18 protein-coding genes, 1 tRNA gene and 2 rRNA genes are annotated in these 22,251 nt (G+C 58.3%); all 21 read right to left on the bottom strand.

Features of this window, described 5'->3' with window-relative positions; genetic code table 11:
* Window positions 1-79: 79 nt before the first annotated feature.
* Entirely contained in the window at window positions 80-475 is a 396-nt protein-coding gene (locus Q0899_RS12030) for a hypothetical protein (protein WP_299193073.1), read from the bottom strand.
* A 395-nt stretch (window positions 476-870) separates the two neighbouring features.
* Window positions 871-2,193, bottom strand: coding sequence for a ferric reductase-like transmembrane domain-containing protein (locus Q0899_RS12035; protein ID WP_299193075.1), 1,323 nt, complete (start codon window positions 2,191-2,193; stop codon window positions 871-873).
* Between the two features lie 132 nt (window positions 2,194-2,325).
* Entirely contained in the window at window positions 2,326-3,552 is a 1,227-nt protein-coding gene (locus Q0899_RS12040) for an FAD-binding oxidoreductase (RefSeq protein WP_298294143.1), read from the bottom strand.
* A 98-nt stretch (window positions 3,553-3,650) separates the two neighbouring features.
* Window positions 3,651-4,442 (bottom strand): xanthine dehydrogenase family protein subunit M, encoded by a 792-nt coding sequence (locus Q0899_RS12045; protein WP_299193077.1) that lies wholly within the window; start codon window positions 4,440-4,442, stop codon window positions 3,651-3,653.
* 18 nt (window positions 4,443-4,460) lie between these two features.
* Window positions 4,461-6,824 carry a xanthine dehydrogenase family protein molybdopterin-binding subunit gene (locus Q0899_RS12050; protein ID WP_299193079.1) on the bottom strand — a complete coding sequence of 788 codons (2,364 nt, stop codon included), beginning with the start codon at window positions 6,822-6,824 and terminating at the stop codon, window positions 4,461-4,463.
* A 48-nt stretch (window positions 6,825-6,872) separates the two neighbouring features.
* Window positions 6,873-7,358 carry a (2Fe-2S)-binding protein gene (locus Q0899_RS12055; RefSeq protein WP_298294151.1) on the bottom strand — a complete coding sequence of 162 codons (486 nt, stop codon included), beginning with the start codon at window positions 7,356-7,358 and terminating at the stop codon, window positions 6,873-6,875.
* Between the two features lie 22 nt (window positions 7,359-7,380).
* On the bottom strand, window positions 7,381-7,896 hold the full coding sequence (locus tag Q0899_RS12060; RefSeq protein WP_298294153.1) for a CoxG family protein: 516 nt from the start codon (window positions 7,894-7,896) through the stop codon (window positions 7,381-7,383).
* A 461-nt stretch (window positions 7,897-8,357) separates the two neighbouring features.
* Window positions 8,358-8,657, bottom strand: coding sequence for a PAAR domain-containing protein (locus tag Q0899_RS12065; protein ID WP_299193082.1), 300 nt, complete (start codon window positions 8,655-8,657; stop codon window positions 8,358-8,360).
* Between the two features lie 65 nt (window positions 8,658-8,722).
* The gene (locus tag Q0899_RS12070; protein ID WP_298360672.1) at window positions 8,723-9,226 is read right to left on the bottom strand and encodes a hypothetical protein; all 504 of its coding nucleotides are present in this window, start codon (window positions 9,224-9,226) and stop codon (window positions 8,723-8,725) included.
* Window positions 9,216-9,737, bottom strand: a complete 522-nt coding sequence (locus Q0899_RS12075) for a hypothetical protein (protein WP_298294162.1) — start codon at window positions 9,735-9,737, stop codon at window positions 9,216-9,218. Before Q0899_RS12075 ends, Q0899_RS12070 begins: the two co-directional genes overlap by 11 nt.
* Before the next feature lie 2 nt (window positions 9,738-9,739).
* Complete coding sequence (locus Q0899_RS12080; RefSeq protein WP_298294165.1) at window positions 9,740-10,354, bottom strand: hypothetical protein; 615 nt, start codon at window positions 10,352-10,354, stop codon at window positions 9,740-9,742.
* Window positions 10,351-11,340 carry a DUF4123 domain-containing protein gene (locus tag Q0899_RS12085; RefSeq protein WP_299193085.1) on the bottom strand — a complete coding sequence of 330 codons (990 nt, stop codon included), beginning with the start codon at window positions 11,338-11,340 and terminating at the stop codon, window positions 10,351-10,353. The genes Q0899_RS12080 and Q0899_RS12085 overlap by 4 nt, the downstream gene beginning before the upstream one ends.
* A gap of 3 nt (window positions 11,341-11,343) precedes the next feature.
* The gene (gene tssI / locus Q0899_RS12090) at window positions 11,344-13,737 is read right to left on the bottom strand and encodes a type VI secretion system Vgr family protein (RefSeq protein ID WP_298294171.1); all 2,394 of its coding nucleotides are present in this window, start codon (window positions 13,735-13,737) and stop codon (window positions 11,344-11,346) included.
* 497 nt (window positions 13,738-14,234) lie between these two features.
* Window positions 14,235-14,311, bottom strand: a tRNA-Met gene (locus Q0899_RS12095).
* A 92-nt stretch (window positions 14,312-14,403) separates the two neighbouring features.
* The gene (locus Q0899_RS12100; protein ID WP_298360676.1) at window positions 14,404-15,708 is read right to left on the bottom strand and encodes a TRAP transporter large permease; all 1,305 of its coding nucleotides are present in this window, start codon (window positions 15,706-15,708) and stop codon (window positions 14,404-14,406) included.
* Entirely contained in the window at window positions 15,708-16,217 is a 510-nt protein-coding gene (locus Q0899_RS12105; RefSeq protein WP_299193088.1) for a TRAP transporter small permease, read from the bottom strand. The genes Q0899_RS12100 and Q0899_RS12105 overlap by 1 nt, the downstream gene beginning before the upstream one ends.
* 15 nt (window positions 16,218-16,232) lie before the next feature.
* Complete coding sequence (locus Q0899_RS12110) at window positions 16,233-17,216, bottom strand: TRAP transporter substrate-binding protein (RefSeq protein WP_299193090.1); 984 nt, start codon at window positions 17,214-17,216, stop codon at window positions 16,233-16,235.
* A 137-nt stretch (window positions 17,217-17,353) separates the two neighbouring features.
* Window positions 17,354-18,133 carry a hypothetical protein gene (locus tag Q0899_RS12115; protein WP_299193092.1) on the bottom strand — a complete coding sequence of 260 codons (780 nt, stop codon included), beginning with the start codon at window positions 18,131-18,133 and terminating at the stop codon, window positions 17,354-17,356.
* 26 nt (window positions 18,134-18,159) lie between these two features.
* Window positions 18,160-18,933 carry an FkbM family methyltransferase gene (locus Q0899_RS12120; protein ID WP_298360684.1) on the bottom strand — a complete coding sequence of 258 codons (774 nt, stop codon included), beginning with the start codon at window positions 18,931-18,933 and terminating at the stop codon, window positions 18,160-18,162.
* A gap of 223 nt (window positions 18,934-19,156) precedes the next feature.
* Window positions 19,157-19,271, bottom strand: a 5S ribosomal RNA gene (rrf, locus tag Q0899_RS12125).
* 91 nt (window positions 19,272-19,362) lie between these two features.
* Window positions 19,363-22,194: ribosomal RNA gene (locus tag Q0899_RS12130) — 23S ribosomal RNA — on the bottom strand.
* Window positions 22,195-22,251: the final 57 nt, after the last annotated feature.

Genomic DNA, 22,251 nt, shown 5'->3' on the forward strand with positions numbered 1-22,251 from the left:
ATCTGCGAAATAGGTAGGTTTGGGCTCAAACCAGACGTCTGACGGAAACCATCGGACAATTCTGGTCAAAGGGGAATGTCTACGGCCCTTCGCAGATCAATGGGAAGGCACCAACCTCTGGAATTGCGAGCGTGCCAACAGTGACGTAGTCGTCTCCTTCAACGGCCGTTATCAAACGCACCGAAGCAATAATCTTGCTGTACTGGGGGTCCGCGAAGTCGAGAATTGTGCGCATGTTGTCTGACGCGCCCTGAGCCACGATTATGGGGATCGCGCCGTTGACCTCTGACATGCTCCAATCCTTGCCGTCAGCGTGAATGGTCGCGCTTATGACCGCCAGGCCGGGAACCGTTCCGAAGCCAAACCCAACAGCAGCGCCGGACCCATCGGGCGCTTCGCAATAGACTTCGACGGTGGCCCAAGCGGCACTTGCGGCAAAGACCGTCACAAGCGCGAGAACGGCTGCTCGCATCATGGGTGCGTCCCTCCATTTGCAAAACGTTTCGCAAGTCTGAGGGCTACGGGCCAAGTCTGGCAACAAAAAACTGCTATCGCCGGGCAATGAATGTCCGCACTGTGGGACGAAGCTGCCGTTTGGTGAGGGCATCGCCGGACCGCGGGATGGCGACCCAACAGCCATTCGGCAGCACTTTATGGCAGCAAGGTCATCTTCCGAACATTCGATGCGCCAAGGCCAACAAAATCGCCAGCCCTGTCGGGCGGTCTGGCGATGCCCGGGGCCTGACGGCCTGTTAACCGGGCTGGTGCAAAGAATTCAAGTCGGCTGACAACGGCTCTAGGCCGACTTTCGGTCAAAGCGTTGACCGGCCTGGACTTAAGGCTCGACTTGGGTGAATTGCCGCATCTCGTTCAACTCTGTCGGCTTTTGGTGAGCGACCCCTGCTGGCGAGTGCGGTCCAGCACCCAGGCGGCGAGGCGTTTGAGGCCTATGCCGGTGCGGAACTCGAATTCCTCGTAATGGAACTGGCGCAGGGTGACGCCGTAGCGGCGCAGGCCGGTTTGTAGCGCTTTGCGCAATGCGACGGGGCCGCAGAAGGAGAGCCTCATGGTGCTGATACCCGGGCCAACGGTTTCGGCAAGGTGGTCAGGGGTGAGGCGCTTGCCCTCCTTGGAGACCATGAGATGCAGCGTCAGGTTTGGTTTGGCAGCGGCGAGGGTTTCGATCTCGGCCAGATGGGGGGCCTCGTCGCGGTCCCGGACGCAATAGAAGAGATGGGCCGGCGCGGCGTCGGCCTCAAATGCTGCGGCCCATGCCAGGAAAGGCGTGATGCCGATGCCGCCAGCGACCCAGACCTGCGGGCCTTTGCGCGGCAGGCGGAAGCGGCCGAATGGGCCCTGGATACGCACCGATTGGCCGACCTCCAAACTGCTTCGCAGGCCGTGGGTGAAATCGCCCAGCGCCTTGACTGTGACCCGCAACGCGCCGTCAGCATCGATCTTGGAGAAGCTGAACGGGTGCGGCTCTGGCTTTCCGGCTCCTGTGAAACTGACGACGCCAAACTGGCCGGGCGTCGGGCGCAGGCCCTTGGCGTCGGGCGTCATGGTGATGGCCAGCGCGTCACCTGTTTTCTGCAGATTGCTGACCGTGTAGCCGCGCGAGGGGCGCATGGTTTCGGGCAGCAAGGTCCACAGATAAGCGGCAATGCCAGCCGCGCAGAAGACGCCCGCATAGAGGCCCGCCGGGTCGGACATGGCGAAGGGCTTCATGATGAAGACAAAATGGAACGCGCCAGCGGCGAAGAACGCCCCCATGGCTTTGTGGCTCCATTTCCACAGATGATAGGGGATGAAGGTCGCCACAGAGATCACCACGAGGATCAGCAGCGCGTAGAGGCTGATCTCGCCCAGCGTTTCGGCCATTTCGGTGAGCGCGGTTTCGCGGCCCAGCCCGTCCATTTCCGCATCTATCGTATCGTGCACCAGAATGGCCAGCATGGCCACAATGCCCGCCCATTTATGGAGGATGTAGACGCGGTCCATCCCGCCGAACAGCGCCTCAACCCCCGGCAGGCGGGTGGCCCAAATCTGGCCCCATGCCATCAGGATCAGCGCGGCGAGGCCCAGATACTGCGAGAACAGCGCCGTTTGATCGGCGACGTTTGGCAGCTGCGACAGCTGATAGGCCGGGAACAGCGTTGTCGCGACGACCAGAAAAAGTCCTATGGGGTTCATGCGTCTGCCCTTGAAATCGTGATGCTATTTCCGGCCTACAGGATGGGCGCGGGGGGCGTCATCCCCAAAAAAGGAAGGGACCCCGCCATTTATGCCGAAGGTTTATGAAATGCCCGCCACCGCGACCCGCCGCTAGATCGCGTCAGGCAGTTCGTAGCCGCGCGCGTAGACGCCGCGGATGGCGTCCAGGGCCGCATCCTTGGTCATGTCATTTCCGAAACGATCGGCGTGGATCGCCGCCATCCCCTTTGGGGGCTGGCCCGAGACCATCCAGTTGGCCAGGATCTCCGCCGACCCGCCGCCGGTGCCGATGCCCACGTTGAAGCCCGTGGCGAGCCATAGGCCCTGCATCTGCGGCACCGGCCCGATCAGCGGTAGCCCGTCGGGCGTCATGCAGAAGGGTCCGTTATTGGCGACCTTGATGCCCGCGTCGGCAAAAAGCGGCATGCGGGTCATCAGACGTTCGAGATGCGGCATCAACGGGTCGATATTGGGCGGCAGCAGCTCTTCCTTGAAATCCGGCGGGATGCCGTCGAGCGCCCAGAATTCCGGCGACTTCTCGTAGATGCCGATGAGCAGCCCGTCGCGTTCCTGGCGCACGTTGCACGACACCCAGCTGTCGCGCATCGCGGGAAGCTCGGCATCCAGGGCCGCTACCTCCGGCAGGGTTTCGGTGATGATTTCATGGTGTTGGGTCGGATAGATCGGCAGGTTCAGACCCAGAGGCGCCAGCATCTCCCGCGCCCAGAAGGAGGTGGCGACCACCACGTTTTGGGCCGTCACCTGGCCAATGGCCGTGTCGAGCAGCCATTGGCCACCATCTTGGCGGATCGCGGTTACCGGGCACTGGCGTTCTACGGCCGCGCCATTTTGCCGGGCGGCTTTGGCCAGGGCCGTTGTCGCGCCGGTTGGGTCAACATGGCCATCGGTTGGCGTGTGGGCCGCACCGTGGATGCCGCTGGTGTCAATGAAAGGGTGAAGCTCCGCGACCTCTTGCGGGCTGCGGATGTGGAACGGGATGCCGAGCGCTTCGTAGCGGGGGGCATAGGCGTGAAACAACTCCAGCTCCCGCTCGGTCGCGGCGAGCCGGAGGCTGCCGGTTTGATGGAAGCTGACCGATTGCCCGGAGGCTTCCTGCGCCTGCAGGTAGGTGCGAATGGATCCCGCAAAAAGCGCGGTCATTTTAGGGTACGGCCCGAAATAGGTGGTGTTGCCAGCGGCGTGCCACGTGGAGCCGGAGGTGAGTTCGCGGCGTTCCAGCAGGAGTGTGTCGGTCCAGCCCAGCCTGGACAACCAATAGAGGACCGAGGCCCCCACAATCCCGCCGCCAATGACGGCCACCTGTACATCTGTCTTCATAGCGGGCCAAGGTTAGCCGTTCTTGGGCGCTGTGCCAGCAAAAAGGCCCCGCGTTGTGCGGGGCCTTTGGTTATTAGAGCGGCGGGGTGAACCCCGCCCTACGCTGCAGCTGTAACCGCGCGGCCGGTCATGACTTTCACGAGGTGGGCGCGGTAGGCGCCGGAGCCGTGGAGGTCGTTGATCATGCCATCAGCGCCGGGCGCGTCGAGGCCCGCGATGGCGTCGGCGGAGAAGTTGGCGTTTAGCGCTTCCTCGGCGGCGGTCCAGCGGTGCACGCCTTCCTCAGACGCGCCGGTGACGGCCACGCGCACGCCGTCGGCGTATTTGGCGACGAACACGCCCACGAGCGCGAAGCGGGAGGCGGGTTGCACGAACTTTTGGTAGTTCGATTTTTCCGGGATCGGGAATTTGACTTCCGTGATGATCTCGCCTTCGTTCAGCGCGGTTTCAAAGAGACCTTTGAAGTAGTCATCCGCCGCGATCTCCCGCGTGTTGGTGACGATGGTGGCACCGGACCCAAGCGCCGCCGCCGGGTAGCAGGCGGAGGGGTCGTTATTGGCGAGCGAGCCGCCGATGGTGCCGCGATTGCGCACCGCCGGGTCACCGATATGGGACGCAAGACCCGAAAGTCCCGCATAGCTGCCATCGGCTGCGACAGCGGCGTGGGTTGTGGCCCCGCCGATGCACAGGCGGCCGTCATCGTCTTTGCAGATGCCCACCATTTCATCAATGCCGGTGAGGCTGACCAAGCGGTCGGGGCTGGCGAGGCGTTGCTTCAGCGTGGGGATCAGGGTTTGCCCGCCCCCCAGCGCCTGATTTTCGTTGCTGTCGCTCATCAGCTTGACCGCGTCGGCGATCCGGGACGGGCGTTCGATATCAAAGTCGTACATATGCGTTTCCTTTCCGACTTATGAATTCATGGCGGCCCAGACGCGGTCCGGCGTCAGGGGCATATCAATATGGGTGACGTCATGGTCCGCGCGTTGCAGCGCATCGACGACCGCGCTGACCAAGGCGGGGGGCGATCCGATGGCCCCCGCCTCCCCACAGCCTTTCACGCCAAGCGGGTTGTGCGTGCAGGGTGTGATGGAGGAATGGTCGACGTTGAACATCGGCAGATCATCCGCGCGGGGCATGGTGTAATCCATGTAGGACCCCGACAGAAGCTGGCCGTTGTCATCGTAAGCGCAGTTTTCAACCAGCGCCTGCCCGATGCCTTGGGCCAAGCCGCCATGGACCTGACCTTCGACGATCATCGGGTTGATGATGTTGCCAAAGTCATCCGCCGCGGAGAAGCCGAGCACGGTGACCTTGCCGGTGTCTGGGTCCACCTCGACCTCGCAGCCATAGGCACCAGAGGGGTAGGTGAAGTTGGCGGGGTCGTAGAAGGCGGTTTCCTCCAACCCCGGCTCCATATCTTCGAGCGGGTAGTTGTGAGGGACATAAGCCGCCAGCGTCACATCACCCCAAGCGACCGACTTGTCGGTGCCAGCGACGGTGAAGGCACCGTCTTTCAGTTCGATATCGCCCTCGGAGGCCTCCATCAGGTGGGCCGCGATCTTCTTGGCCTTGTTGATGATCTTCTCCGTCGCGCGGACCATGGCGGACCCGCCCACGGCGATGGAGCGGGACCCGTAGGTGCCCATGCCCATCGGCGTTTTGGACGTGTCGCCATGCACGATATCGATCTGCTGCTCGTCGATGCCGATCATGTCGGCGACGACTTGGGCGAAGCTGGTTTCATGGCCTTGGCCGTGGGAATGCGAGCCGGTCATCACGGAGATGGACCCGGTGGCGTTGACCCGGACAGTGGCGCTTTCATAGAGACCGGCGCGCGCGCCGAGCTGGCCCACGAGGTTTGACGGCGCGATACCGCAGGCCTCGATGTAATGCGCGATGCCGAAGCCGCGCAGCTTGCCGTTTTTCTTGGACTCCTCGGCGCGTTTGTCGAAGCCCGCGTGGTCGGACATCTCCAGCAGCTTGTCCATCGTCGCGTGGTAGTCACCGGTGTCGTATTCCACGGCCACGGGGGTGGCGTAGGGGAATTCGGTGATGAAGTTGCGGCGGCGGATTTCAACGGGGTCTAGCCCCATCTCACGGGCGGCCTTGTCCACCACGCGTTCCAGCTGGAACGTGGCTTCCGGTCTGCCCGCGCCGCGATAGGCGTCCACGGGGACGGTGTTGGTGAAGACCGCTTTGACGTTCACGTAGATCAGCGGGGTTTTGTAGTTGCCAGCCATGAGCGTGCCGTGCAGCCACGTCGGAATGGAGGGCGCGAAGGTGGACAGATACGCGCCCATGTTGGCGTGGGTGTCGGTGCGCAGCGCAAGGAAGTGCCCGTCCTTGTCCATCGCCAGTTCGATCTTGGTGACGTGGTCGCGGCCATGGGCGTCTGACATGAACGCCTCGGACCTGCTCGACGTCCATTTGACCGGACGACCGACTTGTTTGGCCGCGAAGGTGCAGAAGGCTTCTTCGGCGTAATGGTAGATCTTCGCGCCGAACCCGCCGCCCACATCGGGGGCCACCACGCGCAGGCGGTGTTCCGGGATGCCCAGCACGAACGCGCCCATCAACAGGCGAATGACATGCGGGTTTTGGGAGGTGGTGTAGAGGGTGTATTCCTCCGTCGAGCTGTCGAACTCGGCCACGGCCACGCGAGGTTCCATCGGGTTGGCGACCAGACGGTTATTTTTCAGCTCCAACGTGGTGACGTGATGCGCGCCTTTGATGGCTTCATCTACGGCGTCGCGGTTTTCTTCGACGAAACCCCAGTCGTAGCAAAGGTTCGAGGTCAGGTCGTCATGCACCTTGGTGGCCCCGTCTTTCAACGCGTCCTTCATGTTGAGGACAGGCTCAAGTTCGGTGATGTCGATGTCCACGGCTTCGGCTGCGTCGCGGGCCTCGGCCAATGAGTCGGCCACAACCACGGCAATCGGGTCGCCTACGTGGCGGACTTTGCCTTCGGCCAGCACGGGGTGCTTGGGTTCTTGCATCGGCTCGCCGTGGCGGTCGGTGACCTGCCAGCCGCAGGGCACGCCGCCCACGCCTTCGAAGTCTTTGGCGGTGAAGATTTGTTCGACGCCCGGCATCTTTTCGGCCGCCGCGGTGTCGATCGAGTTGATCGTCCCATGCGCCACATCCGAGCGGATGAAGTAAGCGTAAGCCTGCCCTTGCAGGTTGATATCGTCGGTGTATTTGCCCTTGCCGGTCAGAAACCGCAGGTCTTCGCGCCGTTTGCTGCTGGCGCCGATGCCTCCATCTTTTGGCATAATTATTCCTCCCTAATGGCGGGGTGAACCCCGCCCTACGTCATTGAATTATTCGGCGGCGACGGCGGGGACGTCTTGCCCCGATGCGGCCATGATCGCTTTGACGATGTTATGGTAGCCGGTGCAGCGGCACAGGTTGCCTTCGAGGTATTCGCGCACCTCGGCCTCGGACGGTTTGGGGTTGTCTTTCAGCAAAGCCGCCGCAGACATCACCATGCCGGGTGTGCAGAAGCCGCATTGCAGCCCGTGATGTTCCTGAAACGCGGCCTGAATGGTGGACAGCGACCCGTCGGCATTGGCCATGCCTTCGATGGTTTTGACCTCTGCGCCATCGGCCTCAGCCGCGAACATGGTGCAGGATTTCACCGCTTCGCCGTTCACATGCACGACGCAGGCCCCGCATTGCGAGGTGTCGCACCCGACATGCGTGCCCGTCAGGTGCAAGTCGTCGCGCAGCAGGCTCGACAATAATGTGCGGCCTTCCACAGACTTGGAAACGGACTTGCCGTTCACCGTCAAAGTTACTTTCGTCATATTTTCCTCCCTAGAAAATGGATTACGAGACCAGACGTTTGAACCACCCTTTCTTGGCGGTTTCTTCTTCCGCGCCGGTCTCTTCATCTGCGTCTTCCGGTTCCTCCAACGCGTTTTGGAACCGGGTGAAAAATTCGTCCGCCATCTTTTTGGCGAAGCCGTCGATGATGCGGCTGCCCAGTTGCGCCAGCTTGCCGCCGACTTTCGCTTCCACATCGTAATGCAAGATAGTGCTGTCGCCGTCGGCCTCCAGCTTGACGTCCGCCGCGCCCTTGGCGAAGCCCGCCGCGCCGCCCTTGCCTGCGCCGTCAATGGTCAGGCTGCTGGGTTCCACCATGTCCTTGAGATCAACCTTTCCTTTGAAGGTGGCTTTGACGGGGCCGACTTTCTGAACGACAACGGCCTCGAACCCCTCCTCGGGGGAGCCGGCCATTTCCTGACACCCAGGCACGCATTCCTTCAGCACATCTGCGTTCAGCAAGGCGGCCCAGACGGTGTTGATGTCGGCCTTGATGGTGCGGCTGTCGGATAGGTTCATGCGGTCAATTCTCCCAAAAGCGGGCTGCTCAAGCGGATCACATCAACGCATGATTGGGATTCGGCGAGCGGGCAGCTGGCTGTTCTTTGAAAAGACTAAGAAAAAATCGGCCCACGTCCATAGGATTGTTTTCTTGACGCGGGAATCGGCGATCACAAAGGCGGGGGTGGGTTGCGCATGCTCCCGTTCCTTTGCTGTGCAAAAGAACCGCCGCGAAATGAGGGGGTGGGTGGTAGTTGTCGGATATTTTCCGCTTTGCGGAAAACAAATTGATGGACTCAGATGATCTATCCAGTTGCCTATCGGCTCTTTGAAGCGGATAGGATGTTTCTCAACAATGCTCCACTATTGTTGAGTTATGTCCCCCCGTTGCCGCCACTTCGCGTTGCGACCGCTTAGCTTTTGCTAACTCATGGGCTGCCATTCACGGACAGACCAGGCGCCACCGGATCAAGTGTGTTCTATTCGGACCGAAAAGTAGGAACCCCTACTGTTAGCTTGCCGCCGTGGCCGGTAGCGTCTCCCACTCGCATGATGCCCTTGCCATTGATTTTCACAAGGCTAGACCCCTTGGTCATAGTGTCGGGCCCAGGCATGCCGGTACACATGGTTTTGCCACCCTCAACCGCGACATGCACGCCATTGAATGTGACTAAGGATTGCCCCGCATCGATCACCGGCCCGCCGACATGTGGTTTGGGGCCGGGGTCGACTTTTGGGCAAACATGCATGTGACCCATCAGGGAAATCGGTTTTGTCAAAGTCATGTCCAATCGTGAGCAATGAATTCAGAACGTATTAGGCACCATTTTGTGCAGTTTCTCAATTAGGATTGCACGAGCTTCAGCCTGTTAAGCCGAACACCTTCTTCAACGAACTCATCGAACTCCCCTTTGCCAAAGAGGTGGACGGGCGGCGCTTCGTCCCAATCCTCTATGGACATGGAGACACCGAGATCCAAGAATATGTAGGAGGTGTCGTCAAACGCGTAGTGTTTACTCATTTTGGTGAGAAGGTCGGCCGTGACGATCGGTGTATTTTTGAAGAGATAAACGTCGCCAAGATGCAGGCTTTCCAAATGCCATCCAACATCAACTGTTTGCAGCTCGTTACTGTAATAGGTTGCGTCAGGCAGATGCGTCTCGCTGTAGGTCGTGAAGACCCTGAACTCTGTTACCGTTTCGTCCTTCGGATAGGGACCGCCAGCGGAGAGTTCCGGGTTATCCAAGAACTCCACGTCTCCCAAAACGGCGGCAACTTGACTTGGTGTCATTCCGAACTCCAGTGGCCCGACGCCTGCCAAAGGCTTTATATCCCAGTCAAAGGTCAATTTCGCTCAGCCGCTCCCAGCTGTCGAGGTCAAGTCGGTCGAGGACATATTGCCCGACAACAAAATCTACAGTTCCTCTCGACTTCCAGAATTTGGGATCATCTGTTTGTAGTCCGGCCTTCGGAAAAAAATACGAGGCTCCATTGGCGTATATTTCTGTTTCATTTTCTGCCAGACGGCGCATCAAATCTTTTCGATTATTATCCATCAGGTTCTCTGCACCAAAGGGGATATCTCGGCCTCTGACACGGATCCTAATTTCGACCAGCTTGTCTTGAAAAAACGTTACCGAAAGAAAATCATGATCCAACACGGCATCATCGTAATTAAACGCCTTACTCGTCAGGATAAGTGCCTTTTCATCAGCATCGAATAGATCCATATCTAGGACATCAGCGTCAACGAATTCGCTTTTTGGTTCACCCAGGATGTCTACAATCTGCTTGGCTGACATACCAAACTTTAGGGGCCCATAACCGACATGAGGTTCGTAGGTGAAGTCACGGCTCATTTTTATCTCCCGGTAGGATATTTCTTCTTGAATTTTGTGATGCAAGCGACATATGCGCCGGCTTCAGTCAGAGCGGTATCATATTTATTGCCGAATTTCATTTTAATATCAGCAACATCCATCGCAAAAGCCGCCATTGCGCCACCCTTTTTCATGGCCTGTCTTTGGGCGCGGGCATAACCCTTGCCTCCGGGGCCCCAACTTGCCGTTTTTCTATGATCTGCGACGTCCATCTGGATAGCGGGCATCTTTCCGGGGCTCATTGATCCACGACCATATGCCGCCTGCGCGGGGATATGGTGGCTTTCCAATCCGCCCGCCTTGGAACCAGGCGCGCCACCGTAAGAGCCGCCACGATACTTACCTGCCCCGGCAGGGTTTCCTTTGCGTAGGAACTGACAGGGGTCAGCAAGATCTTCGAGCTTCTTGCACGTTTTGCAGTTTTTGCGGCGCTGCATTTCTTTGCGAAGAACCTGCTCCCCACGCTTTTGCGCCTTTTTCATCATCTGTTTGAGCGCCCGCTTGCTCAGTTGTTTGGCACCGTATTTCAAGGCCTGTTTGGCGGCATATTTAACTGCCTGGCGGACCACTATGCCTGCTATGATGGGCAGGATCATGTCCAGGCCTCCAGCTCATCATCTGAGGCATTGGCAATCTGATCGACTAACTCCTCTACCAGTTCATCGGCGGGCCGCGATTCGTTCCGGAAATGCGCAAGCACCTGCGGCTCTTGCAAGATTTCCTGACCTGTGATGAGCGCAAGATAGGTCCACAACCCGAAGGCGTATTCGCTTTCCAAGCCGATTTCTTTGCCAACCCGTTCCGCATTCAGGATGACCGCTTGCACTTCGGTTGCAGACATATTTTCCAGATATTCTGGTGCTACTTCACGGAGATAGCCGCGGATGACCTCGCGAGATGCGGCTTCGCTTCCATCGTCGATGCTTTCCAGCGTCTCTTGTGACAGGGTCATCGGCCCGGGCATCGGCGGCGGTAGGTCGACGCCACGCTCGGCGATGATCCCGTTGTCTCCGGCCGCCCATTCCGGGGCTGGGCTAAACTGCACAAGAGTGGCGGGCCCAAAAAACCGAGACCGCTCAATGTCATTCAACGCAGGTAAAACCTGTGCCAATACATTCGCATCAGCATGACGAAAGGTTACCATGGTATGCGTGTCCGGCGGTGTTGGTTCTTCGCCTTCTTCAAGCTCAAGCTCGGGCTCTTCCCAATCGTCCAAAGCTGCTTTGGGGTAGCGCACCATGTTGATGCTGCGTAGATGCTTATACAGGGCCTCACCACCGGCAGGACATTGCCAAAAAACAACCGCCGGGCGGCCTGCAATCAGCTGCATGAGGGCTGGCAGGCACTGATTGACACTTCGCCCCGTCGGCATGGCGAGCGTTTCGTCCAGCCAAACCAGATGCGGCGCAGTGATGACCTGCTGAGCATCATTCTCACCCCGGTCGAGATAAAGCGGGCGCGACACAAACCCGCCCAACATCAGCTCTTGCGGTAGGTTGTCAAACTGCGCGCCATCGAGGACCGCAAAAAGCGGCGCGTCTTTGCGGTGTAAGGACAACAACGTCGATTGAATGCCAGACATATCCTACCTCACAAATGGGGTTGCAGAGGCCGCCATGGCGCGGAGGCATTTTGATCCCTCACCTGGCCCACCGGAGCTGAAGGCGATGGAGTTCCCCTGGATCTTGACCGATTTGCCACGAATTTTGACGCCTCCGGGTGATATCTCTATGTAACCGCCGGGCGCGCTGAGTAGCACTGTATCGTTGGCCTTGATTTCCCAGACCTTCGAGCTTCCCTCGAACTTCTCTTCGGAGGAAATCTGGAACAGCTTGCCGGAGGAATGCGCCGCGCGTTTGCCAGCGTGCACGGTATATTCTTCGCCGATCTCAGCGGTCTTGGTTTTGCCAACCTTCAACCGCTGTTCCATGCCGATTTTGGTGAACTGCTTCGCGCCTACCATCGTGTTCTGCACCGCGCCGACCATGGTGTTTTTGAACAATCCGATCTGCTCCGTCCGGGCGAGGCCGATGGTGTCCGACTGGAACTTTTCGATGACGGTGTTTTTGACGCCGGATATCGGCATGATACCCGACAGGGTTGACCCGAGCGCAGTCCCCGTGGCGGCCTGATCGGCACCGGCAATAGCGCGATTGTTGCCAGCGCTATCGAAGGCAGAAATCTTTGGGGAGGACGCGACTTCCCCGCCGACCGTTTGGGCCACGGCACCCGCAAGAAACGCGGGGATCATCGGATTGCCTGCCTCGCCTGCGACGCCCATGGCGTCTGATGTGGCTTGGCCCATCACCCCGGCGAGCGCAGCAAAAAGCCCCGTCTTGCCGCCGCCAATGGTCAGGTTCATCGACCCCCCGATGCGTTCCTGATGGTTCTTGCCGATCTCGATGCTTTTGTTAGACCCGACGCTTTCGACCTGATCGTTGTCGACCCGCTTCATGCGGTTGTTGAGCACCTTCAGGGTCTGATCTTTCTGCGCATGAAGGGCGATGTTTTCGACGCCGCGTTCGTCTTCGAAAGACAGCTCGTTGAATCCTTGGCCCTGATGCGTATCGGTGCGGAAGACCGATTTGGTTTTGTGTAGCGGCAGCGGGTAGGGAACGTCGTTGGCGCCGTTGAACACGCAGCCCGTAACCAAAGGCTTATCAGGATCACCATCCAGGAATTCGACAAGGACCTCCATCCCAATGCGCGGTACAACCATGCCGCCCCAGCCATTGCCGGACCAATTTTGCGAGACCCGGCACCGCATGGAATGCGCGGCGTCAAGATCCCAATGGAACCGCACCAGAATGCGCCCATACTCGTCGCAGTCGATTTCACCCTTGCCGACAACCGTGGCCGTTTGCGGGCCTTTCACATCCGCGCGCGCCGTTTTGCGTTCCGGAAGGAGAGGCGCCGTCACCGGCATCAGGATGTTGCGGGCGCTGTAGGCGTAGCCGTCGCTTTCATCTGCGCCGGTGCCATAGTTGTCAGACCGATAGGAATGGTAGGCCGACAGGCAGATATATTCCTCCCCACGCCCCGGAACTTTGTCGCCCCCAAGGGCGACGCGAACGCCGCTGTACAAAGAGGGGATATCTCCCATCGCTTCGAAACGGCGGTCCTGCCCGCGCTCGCGATCCGCGCCCAACCGGACCAACACCTTGCCGCGGCCCTGCTCCAAATAGTCGCCGGGCCAATCATACCCTTCGATCAGGCCGGACTGGTACTTGGCCGTGCTCAACTGATCGACTTCCATGGCGGCTTTGGGGGTTTTGAAATTGTAATCCGTCAGACGAACGGCGCCGGTCGTCATCCGGCGGGCAGGATGCCATTCCCAGAAATGTTCCACATCTTCCTGATGGTGACCGTCTACCGGCTTGTAGGGGCGTTCCCCAATTTGTGGGTGCTGGTCGACCATGTCACTCAGCACCATTGTGTGAGCGCCGTTTTGGTGCCGGAAGGAATACGAAATCCCATGGCGTTCCATCATGCGGCAGGCAAACGCCATGTCGCTTTCGCGGTACTGAACCGTGTATTCAAGTTCCGGGTAGTCGTTCGAAAGCGTTAGATCGAGCGGCCCGGCGTCGCTGTAGCTGGCCAGCAATTCAGTCAGAATGACATCCACAGTTTTCCGATGAAATATGCGTTGATTGCGTCGCAGCGAGGCGAGGTAGAACCATGGCTTCAAGATCAGTCTGTAGCGATGGCCATTGTCGCCTGTCCCGAGCCAGCGTGCCTCGGTGACAATGCCGTCAAATGGCTGTTCTGCGCCCGCGCGATCCAGCAGCGTAACCGTTGCGTGTGTGCCCAGAAGGTCGTCAAAGTTGAGGTCAGACGAGGTTGCGAGACAGTCCACCTGATACTCGAACAAGGCGTTTATATGATCTGCGCCTTCAAACCGGCGAAGGACGAGGACGTCTTTGCCAAGTGCGGTCAACAAGCGACCCATGCGGTGGTCTTGCTTAAATATCTGAGACATCAATCTCTGCTCAAAATTCTGCGTAAATGTCTTAAACGTTCGATTCTATGAAGGGATTTGAACAGAATATTCACGTGATGAAAATAGTCATTCTGTTTCAGTAACTTCCTCAAACACCCGAGGTTTTGTTCTCCCAACCTCGTATTCTTTTTGGAACGCCTCAGCAGCATGGGTGACCGTTCGTTCCGTAACGAGTCCGCCATTGCGTTGCTTGCCGCATAAAGTGAGATACCAGTCCTCAGCAAACTCCTTGGCGCTGCCTAAGTTCTCTACCTTGGTACTGGCACGATGATTCATTGCTTGGAGGAGCGTCGAGCACCGCCAGAATCGGCTGTTTTCCCGCCGGAAGACATGAACTTCTTCGCTCAGAGTTGTGTGCTTTGCCGTGAACACTCACCTCAGTTGCAGAAGTGCAAAAATGTGCAACGTGCGTGTAAGGCAATTTCAAACAAAAAGGCGGTCAAGCCTGAGCCTAACCACCTGTTTATGTCGCTTTTTGGTTGCGGGAGTAGGATTTGAACCTACGACCTTCAGGTTATGAGCCTGACGAGCTACCGGGCTGCTCCATCCCGCGCCAATTGCGAGCCCTGTATCTACGCTTGGCCTTCTGAGTCTTCAATAGGGAAAGCTCGGATTTTGTTAATTTTCTTCTGGCCAGCTTTGCGGTCAGCCAAACATCGAATTTGGTAGCAACAGCGCAATATCCGGAACGCTCAGCACAATCGCCACCACCACGGCCATGGCGATCCAAAACGGCCAGATGCCGCGGAAAATGGTGCCCAAGGGCACCCCCGGCGCGATGCCTTTTACCACGAACACGTTGATGCCGACGGGTGGCGAGATCAGCGCCATTTCCAGCACGATCACCATCAACACGCCGAACCAGATCATGTCCACACCAAGCGATTCCAATATGGGTTGGATCAGCGGCACCGCGAGGACGAGGATGGCGAAGCCCTCCAGAAACGTGCCCAACACCATGAACATCAGCAAAACGGCGATGACCACCTGCATTCCGGTGTAGCCCTGCGCCTCCACCCAGCCGGTCATTTTGATCGGTAGGCCGGTGAAGCCCACGAAGGTTTTGAACACGAAGGCCCCGAACAGGATCAGGAACACCGTGCCGGTGGAGGAAAGCGTGGAGGAGGTGACCTCTTTCATGTTCTGCCACGTGACGCAGCCGCGCAGGAGGGTAACCAGAAACGCCAATAGCGCGCCGATGCCTGCCGCCTCGATCGCGGAGAATGCGCCTGCGTAGATGCCACCGATGGTGATTAGAATGATGCCGATGATCCACCCGGCGCGGCCCAGTTTGCGCAGGCGGACGCCCATGTCTTCGCGGGCGGCGGCTTTGGGGGCCTTGGCGGGTTTCAGCGTCACCACGATCCAGATCGCCACGATGAACATGCAGGTCAGCAGGATGCCGGGCAAAACGCCGGCCATGAACAAACGACCTATGCTTTCCTCGGTCAGGATGGCGTAGACCACGAAGCCTGCAGAGGGCGGGATCAGGATGCCCAGTGTGCCGCCAGCAGCCACGGCTCCGGTGGCGAGCCCGTTGTCGTAGTTGTAGCGCTGCATTTCGGGCAGGCTGACCCGGCCCATGGTCAGCGCGGCGGCGAGGGACGAGCCTGACAACGCCGAGAACCCGGCGCATCCGACGATGGTGGCCGACGCCAAGCCGCCCTTGAGATGCCCGAACCAACCGTGTGCCGCGTCATACAGATCGCGGCTCATGCCGGATACGCCCGCGAGGTTCCCCATCAGGATGAACAGCGGCAGGATGGTGAGGGGGAAGTTGGATGCCTCCCCGAATATCTCGCCCGCGATGACCGGCATGGCGGCGGGTGGACGGATCAGGTAGATGCCCAAGCCCCCTGCGATCATCATCGCAAGGCCCACGGGCACCCGGATGAACAGCAGCACAAACAGCGCGATGAAGCCGGTCGCGGCGATGGTTTCGCGGTCCATCAGTCGGTCACCTCGTTCGGGTCCGCGCCGTGCCAGTGTTGCACCCCGATGATGAGATGCGACAAGACGAAGGCGGCGTAGAACGCCATGGCCGCTGCCAACACGTAATAGAATGGCGTGTGGATGATGCCCAGATTTGACGTCATCGCCCCGCAGGGCATACCGCAGCTGCCTTTGACGAACAGCGCGTAGCTGGCAAACCCCAGCATCGCAAATGAGACCAGCCGCGCGACCACATCAGTAATGCGCGTCACCGACCGGCCAAATACGGAAGTGATGATGTTGACCGACACATGGCCTTTGTTCACCGCCGCCCATGCAATGGAGGCGGCCACCAGCACGGTCAGCGCCATGGTGGTGACGTCCTCGATCCCGAAGATGGGATTGCGCAGGATGTAGCGGTAGAACACCGCGATGCCGGTGACGCCTGCCAGCACCAAAAGCGCGCCGCCGCCCGCCACGGCGAACAGGCCCGCGACGCGGCCCAGCAGGTGTTCAATGCGTTTCACAGGCGTTTGCGTGGCTCAGTTGCCCTGCATCAATTTGGTCACGTCGGCGCCGGTCAGGCCCTGGCCCACCTCGGACGCCATCCAGGTGTCCATTGCGGGTTGAATGGCCGCGTCCCAACGGGCGGCTTCGTCATCTGACAGGTTGATGATTTCCACGCCGTTCTTGGCCGACACGTCCAGCGCCTTCTGCGCTATCGCGTCGTACATCTTGGCCCCTTCCATCGACAGCCACTTGCCCGACGCCGCGTCGACCCAGCCCTTTTCCTCGTCCGACAGCGCGCCGTAAACGCCCTTGTTCATCAAGAGCACAAAGGCCGAGCCCGCGCCGGGCACGTTGGTGGTGATGTAGTTTGCCGGCTCGTGCAGCTTGAAGGACAGCGCGGCCGACGGGTCGATTGAAATGATGTCCACCACGCCATTGGCGAGGTTCTGGTTGATCACGCTGACCGGTTGCGACACGGCGGAGGCACCCAGCGCCTCGGCAAACGGGATGTCCTGCGCGGACGTCACGCGCACGATCTTGCCGTTGATGTCTTCGAGCGTGCGGATCGCAGTGTCCTTGGAGAACAGCACCTGCGGGCTGTTGGCCCAAAGCGCCAGGATCTTGGCGTCGAATTCCTTCTCGATCACATCATAGGCGCGCCACATGGCTTCGGTGCAGTCAACGGCGGTGTCGCACATGTTGGGCGTGGTCACGGATGTCGCGACGGGGAACAGCTGCGCGGTGTAGCCGGGCAGGTGGAATGCCACGTCAGCCACCCCATCCAGCAGGATCGAATATTGCTTGGGCGGGGCGGAGTTCAGCGCGCCGCCGGCAAATTGGGTGACGGTCAATGCGCCGCCGGACACCTCTGCCAGCTTGTCGGCGAAGGGGGTGAACACCGCGCCGTTCATCGGGTGTTTCGGTCCCATGAAGTAAGACAGGCTGAGGTCCTTGGCCGCCGCCATGGAGCCGGCAAGCAGGGCCACACTTGTCGCAATCGCGCCGAACAGTTTCATATCTTCCTCCCAGATGATGCTTATTGCAGGGGTTTCGCCAAATACCGGGACAAACCCCTGCTTCCCCCTTCACTATGCAAAGGAGTCCGTGAGCTGTCACTAAGATTTCCGAAATCAAAAGGGAGGGGCGAGCGCCGCTAGGAGGAAAGCTGTTTGTGCCAGGCGGCGCGACCGGGATAGATTTTCAGTCGGGTCGCGCTGATGCGGGCCAAACGGTCAACGCCTGCATTGGCGGCGCGGTCATAGGCGATCAACCCTTTCTCAACGCGCTCTGCCTGGTCCGTAAAGCTTTTGAAATTCATAGACTTACCGGGCCGGAAATAGCCGAACCAAACCCACGGCCTTTGGCACAGGTTGCGCATGAACGGCCATGAGAATGCGGCAAATCCTTCATCCAATTTGGTAGAGACCACGCGTTCCTGTTCCCAAAGAAAGTGCCGGTGATAGAGGTCCCGCAGCAGCGTAGGGTCAGGGTCCGTTGCGGACATTGCGCGGTCATAATCGCGCGCGACATCCTCGGGGATGCCCTTCGCAATCGCAAATTCAACGCCCAGCTGCTGGATCGTGTGGACCAGAACATAGGTTTCGACCATCACCAGCTTGTTGATGGTCTTCAGCACCGTCACATAGGCGGCGAACTGACGGTACCTTTTCACTGGGGACATGCGCACCGTCGGATCGGTCACCGCGAAGACCATCGCGGCAAGCTTTGCACAAACGAGGTACCAGGACGCCCAAAGCGCCCCATGCGCCGCGATCAGCGCAAAGCGGCAGGCGCCGTTGGATCGAAAGTACAGATCAAGATAGCCACGCGCCCGAAATCGGAGGCTGGACGTAGGGCCTGCCGCACGTTCCGCGCTGTTCCGGATATCTTGGTACCGCGCATCGAGCTTGTCTGTGTCATGCCCTGATTGCATCGGTTCCGCCTATCCCCGTGCGCCGTTTACGGCTTGCGATGCGCCAGAAACATGCTGACCCGGTCAAACATCTCATAGGTGGACATGTATTCGGTGATCGGGATCAGCGCGGCGCCACCGATGCGGTATTTGTACAGGTCATAACCGCGCGAGGTGAAGAACTCGTAGAAATCCTTGAAGATATGGCGGTGCGCCAGCTGGTGCGGGCCAAATTCGAACAGGCAGACGTCAACCGCCCGTTTGCCGAACATCCCGTCGGCGCCTTGAAGGGCGAACAGCTCGAACCCCTCGATGTCGATTTTCAGGACATCAATGGCTTTGATGCCTTTCTTGGCGCAGACCTCGTCAATGGTGAACACGTCGACGTCGATTGTGTTCTTCAGCTCAACGTTGCGGGATGGCAGGTGGCAGACATCACTGGCCATGGAGGCGAAGCCGGACCGCTCCGTATCAAAGTGGATGGTGACCTTTGCGGCCTCGTTCGAAATGCCGTGGGGGTTCACGGTGACCTTGCTGGCATGTTCACCGTAAAGGCCACGGTCCTTTTGTTCCGCGATCGTTTGTTGGTTGCCCGGCAGAGGCTCGAACAGCTCGGCGCGTGCCGTTTTATGCCCGGCTACGCTGAGAAAGGCCCCCGTCCAAACGCCATGGTTGGCGCCCACATCAAACAGGACCAGGTCCTGGGCCGAACGGTAGTTGATCTTTTGGAAGATCGGCGCGATCTCGTTCAGGACGTAGCTTGGAATGCCGCGCAGAAACAGTCCCTCCTGTCCGGGGTTGTCCTTGAGATACCTGTCCATTTCGGGCGTTCCTATCTTCGCGAGGGTGATCTCTCGGCTACCAAGGCGCTCCATAGCTGTCAATGTTGCACCCACTGCCCGGTTTCGACCGCCCAAGGGGCCTGTTCATCCCAAAATGACGGAAAGTTCGCAGGAACTTGGGCACAAAAAAACCGCCTCAACTCTTGCGGGCGGGCGGCGTTTTGAATGGCATCGAAGAGAGATACTTGATGTTGCTCATTAGGTTTGGCGGTGACTTACTCTCCCACGTCTTAAGACGCAGTACCATCAGCGCAAAGGCACTTAACGGCCGAGTTCGGGATGGGATCGGGTGTTTTGCTCTCGCTATGACCACCAAACCAAAAGAACAACATCATTTCCAAGTCAGCAAACTACGTTTGTAGTGTGTACTCTTTCGATCTGTCCGCAGAAGTCCTGCTTCTACTGGATCAAATCAAGCCTATCGAACAATTAGTACCGGTCAACTGAACGCATTGCTGCGCTTACATCTCCGGCCTATCGACGAGGTGGTCTACCTCGGTTCTCAGGGATACCTTGTTTTGAGGGGGGCTTCCCGCTTAGATGCCTTCAGCGGTTATCCTTTCCGATCATAGCTACCCAGCACTGCCATTGGCATGACAACTGGTCCACCAGTGGATCGTTCACCCCGGTCCTCTCGTACTAGGGGCAACTCCTCTCAAGTATCCTACACCCACGGCAGATAGGGACCGAACTGTCTCACGACGTTCTAAACCCAGCTCACGTACCTCTTTAAACGGCGAACAGCCGTACCCTTGGGACCTGCTCCAGCCCCAGGATGAGATGAGCCGACATCGAGGTGCCAAACGGTGCCGTCGATATGGACTCTTGGGCACCATCAGCCTGTTATCCCCGGCGTACCTTTTATCCGTTGAGCGATGGCCCTTCCACTCGGGACCACCGGATCACTATGGCCGTCTTTCGACTCTGCTCGACTTGTCAGTCTCGCAGTCAGGCTGGCTTCTGCCATTGCACTCAACGAGCGATTTCCGACCGCTCTGAGCCAACCTTCGCGCGCCTCCGTTACTGTTTGGGAGGCGACCGCCCCAGTCAAACTACCCGCCACACAGGGTCCCGGATCCGGATAACGGACCGCGGTTAGACATCAAGCAGAACAAGGGTGGTATCTCAAAGGAGGCTCCCCAGAAACTGGCGTTCCTGGTTCAAAGCCTACCACCTATTCTGCACATGTTGTGCCTGATGCCAGTGTGAAGCTGTAGTAAAGGTGCACGGGGTCTTTCCGTCTAACCGCGGGAAGCCTGCATCTTGACAGGCAATTCAATTTCGCTGAGTCGATGTTGGAGACAGCGGGGAAGTCGTTACGCCATTCGTGCAGGTCGGAACTTACCCGACAAGGAATTTCGCTACCTTAGGACCGTTATAGTTACGGCCGCCGTTTACCTGGGCTTCAATTCGGAGCTTGCACTCCTCCTTTTAACCTTCAGGCACCGGGCAGGCGTCAGACCCTATACGTCGTCTTGCGACTTCGCAGAGCCCTGTGTTTTTAGTAAACAGTCGCCACCCCCTGGTTTGTGCCCCCAGTCAATACTTGCGTAGAAACTGGGCCTCCTTCTCGCGAACTTACGGAGGTATTTTGCCGAGTTCCTTCAACATCGTTCTCTCAAGCGCCTTGGTATTCTCTACCAGTCCACCTGTGTCGGTTTAGGGTACGATCTTATAGTAGGGCTATTTCCAGGAACCTCTAAGCAGCCCATTCAATCCGATAAGGATGAACTACCTTCGAGATCCGTCACCACTACATGGCCCAGGAATATTAACCTGGTTCCCATCGACTACGCCTTTCGGCCTCGCCTTAGGGGTCGGCTTACCCTGCTCAGATTAGCTTTAAGCAGGAACCCTTGGACTTTCGGCGACAGGGTCTCTCACCCTGTTTGTCGCTACTCATGTCATCATTCTCGCTAGTGATCTCTCCACCGGATGGCTCACGCCCCGGCTTCACAGAAAACTCAATGCCTCCAATACACCCGAAGGTGCAAAAGAGGCGTAGAGTTATGTCACACTACGCTCCGCTACCATGCCTTACGGCATCCTAAGTTTCGGCTCATGGCTTGAGTCCCGTTACATCTTCGCCGCAGGACAACTTAAATTAGACCAGTGAGCTGTTACGCTATCTTTAAAGGATGGCTGCTTCTAAGCCAACCTCCTGGTTGTTTTGGTCGTCCCACTTGCTTTCGCACTTAGCCATGAATTAGGGGCCTTAACTGTAGGTCAGGGTTGTTTCCCTCTCCACGCCGGACGTTAGCACCCGACGTGTGTCTGCCAGCTATTACTCCCGGGTATTCGGAGTTTGGTTAGGATCAGTAAGACGGTGAGTCCCCATTACCCATCCAGTGCTCTACCCCCCGGGGTATTCGGCTGACGCTCTACCTAAATAGATTTCGCGGAGAACCAGCTATCTCCGAGTTTGATTGGCCTTTCACCCCTAGGCACAACTCATCCCGATCTTTTTCAACAGATGTGGGTTCGGTCCTCCAGTTGGTGTTACCCAACCTTCAACCTGGTCATGCCTAGATCACTCGGTTTCGGGTCTGATCCATCTAACTCATGCGCCCTATTAAGACTCGCTTTCGCTGCGCCTACACCTAACGGCTTAAGCTTGCTAGATAGACCAAGTCGATGACCCATTATACAAAAGGTACGCTGTCAGGCCTCAAGGGCCCTCCAACTGTTTGTAGGCGTCCGGTTTCAGAAACTGTTTCACTCCCCTTGTCGGGGTGCTTTTCACCTTTCCCTCACGGTACTGGTTCGCTATCGGTCAGTAAGGAGTACTTAGCCTTAGAGGGTGGTCCCCCCATGTTCAGACAGGATTTCACGTGTCCCGCCCTACTTAATACGTCTGATCATGCTTCTTATACGGGACTGTCACCCACTATGGTTGGCCATTCCAGACCATTCTAATCACAATCACAGCTCGGCTGGTCCCCGTTCGCTCGCCGCTACTAGGGGAGTATCTGTTGATTTCCTTTCCTCCGGGTACTTAGATGTTTCAGTTCCCCGGGTTTGCTTTTATAAACCTATGTATTCAGTCTATAAATACCTGGTTTACCCTACTATTAGCTGCTCCGAAGAGCAGTAATAATAAAGTATCAGGTGGGTTGCCCCATTCGGAAATTCGTGGGTCAAAGCCTATTCTCGGCTAACCACGACTTATCGCAGAGTATCACGTCCTTCATCGCCTCTTACTGCCAAGGCATCCACCAAACGCCCTTCTCGCGCTTGATTTGATCCAGAAGAAGACGGACCCGTGCAGGTCATTGCCTTCGTCTGCGCCGCATCCTG

Origin of the sequence: uncultured Litoreibacter sp. (assembly GCF_947501785.1) — a bacterium.
Taxonomy (GTDB): Bacteria; Pseudomonadota; Alphaproteobacteria; order Rhodobacterales; family Rhodobacteraceae; genus Litoreibacter.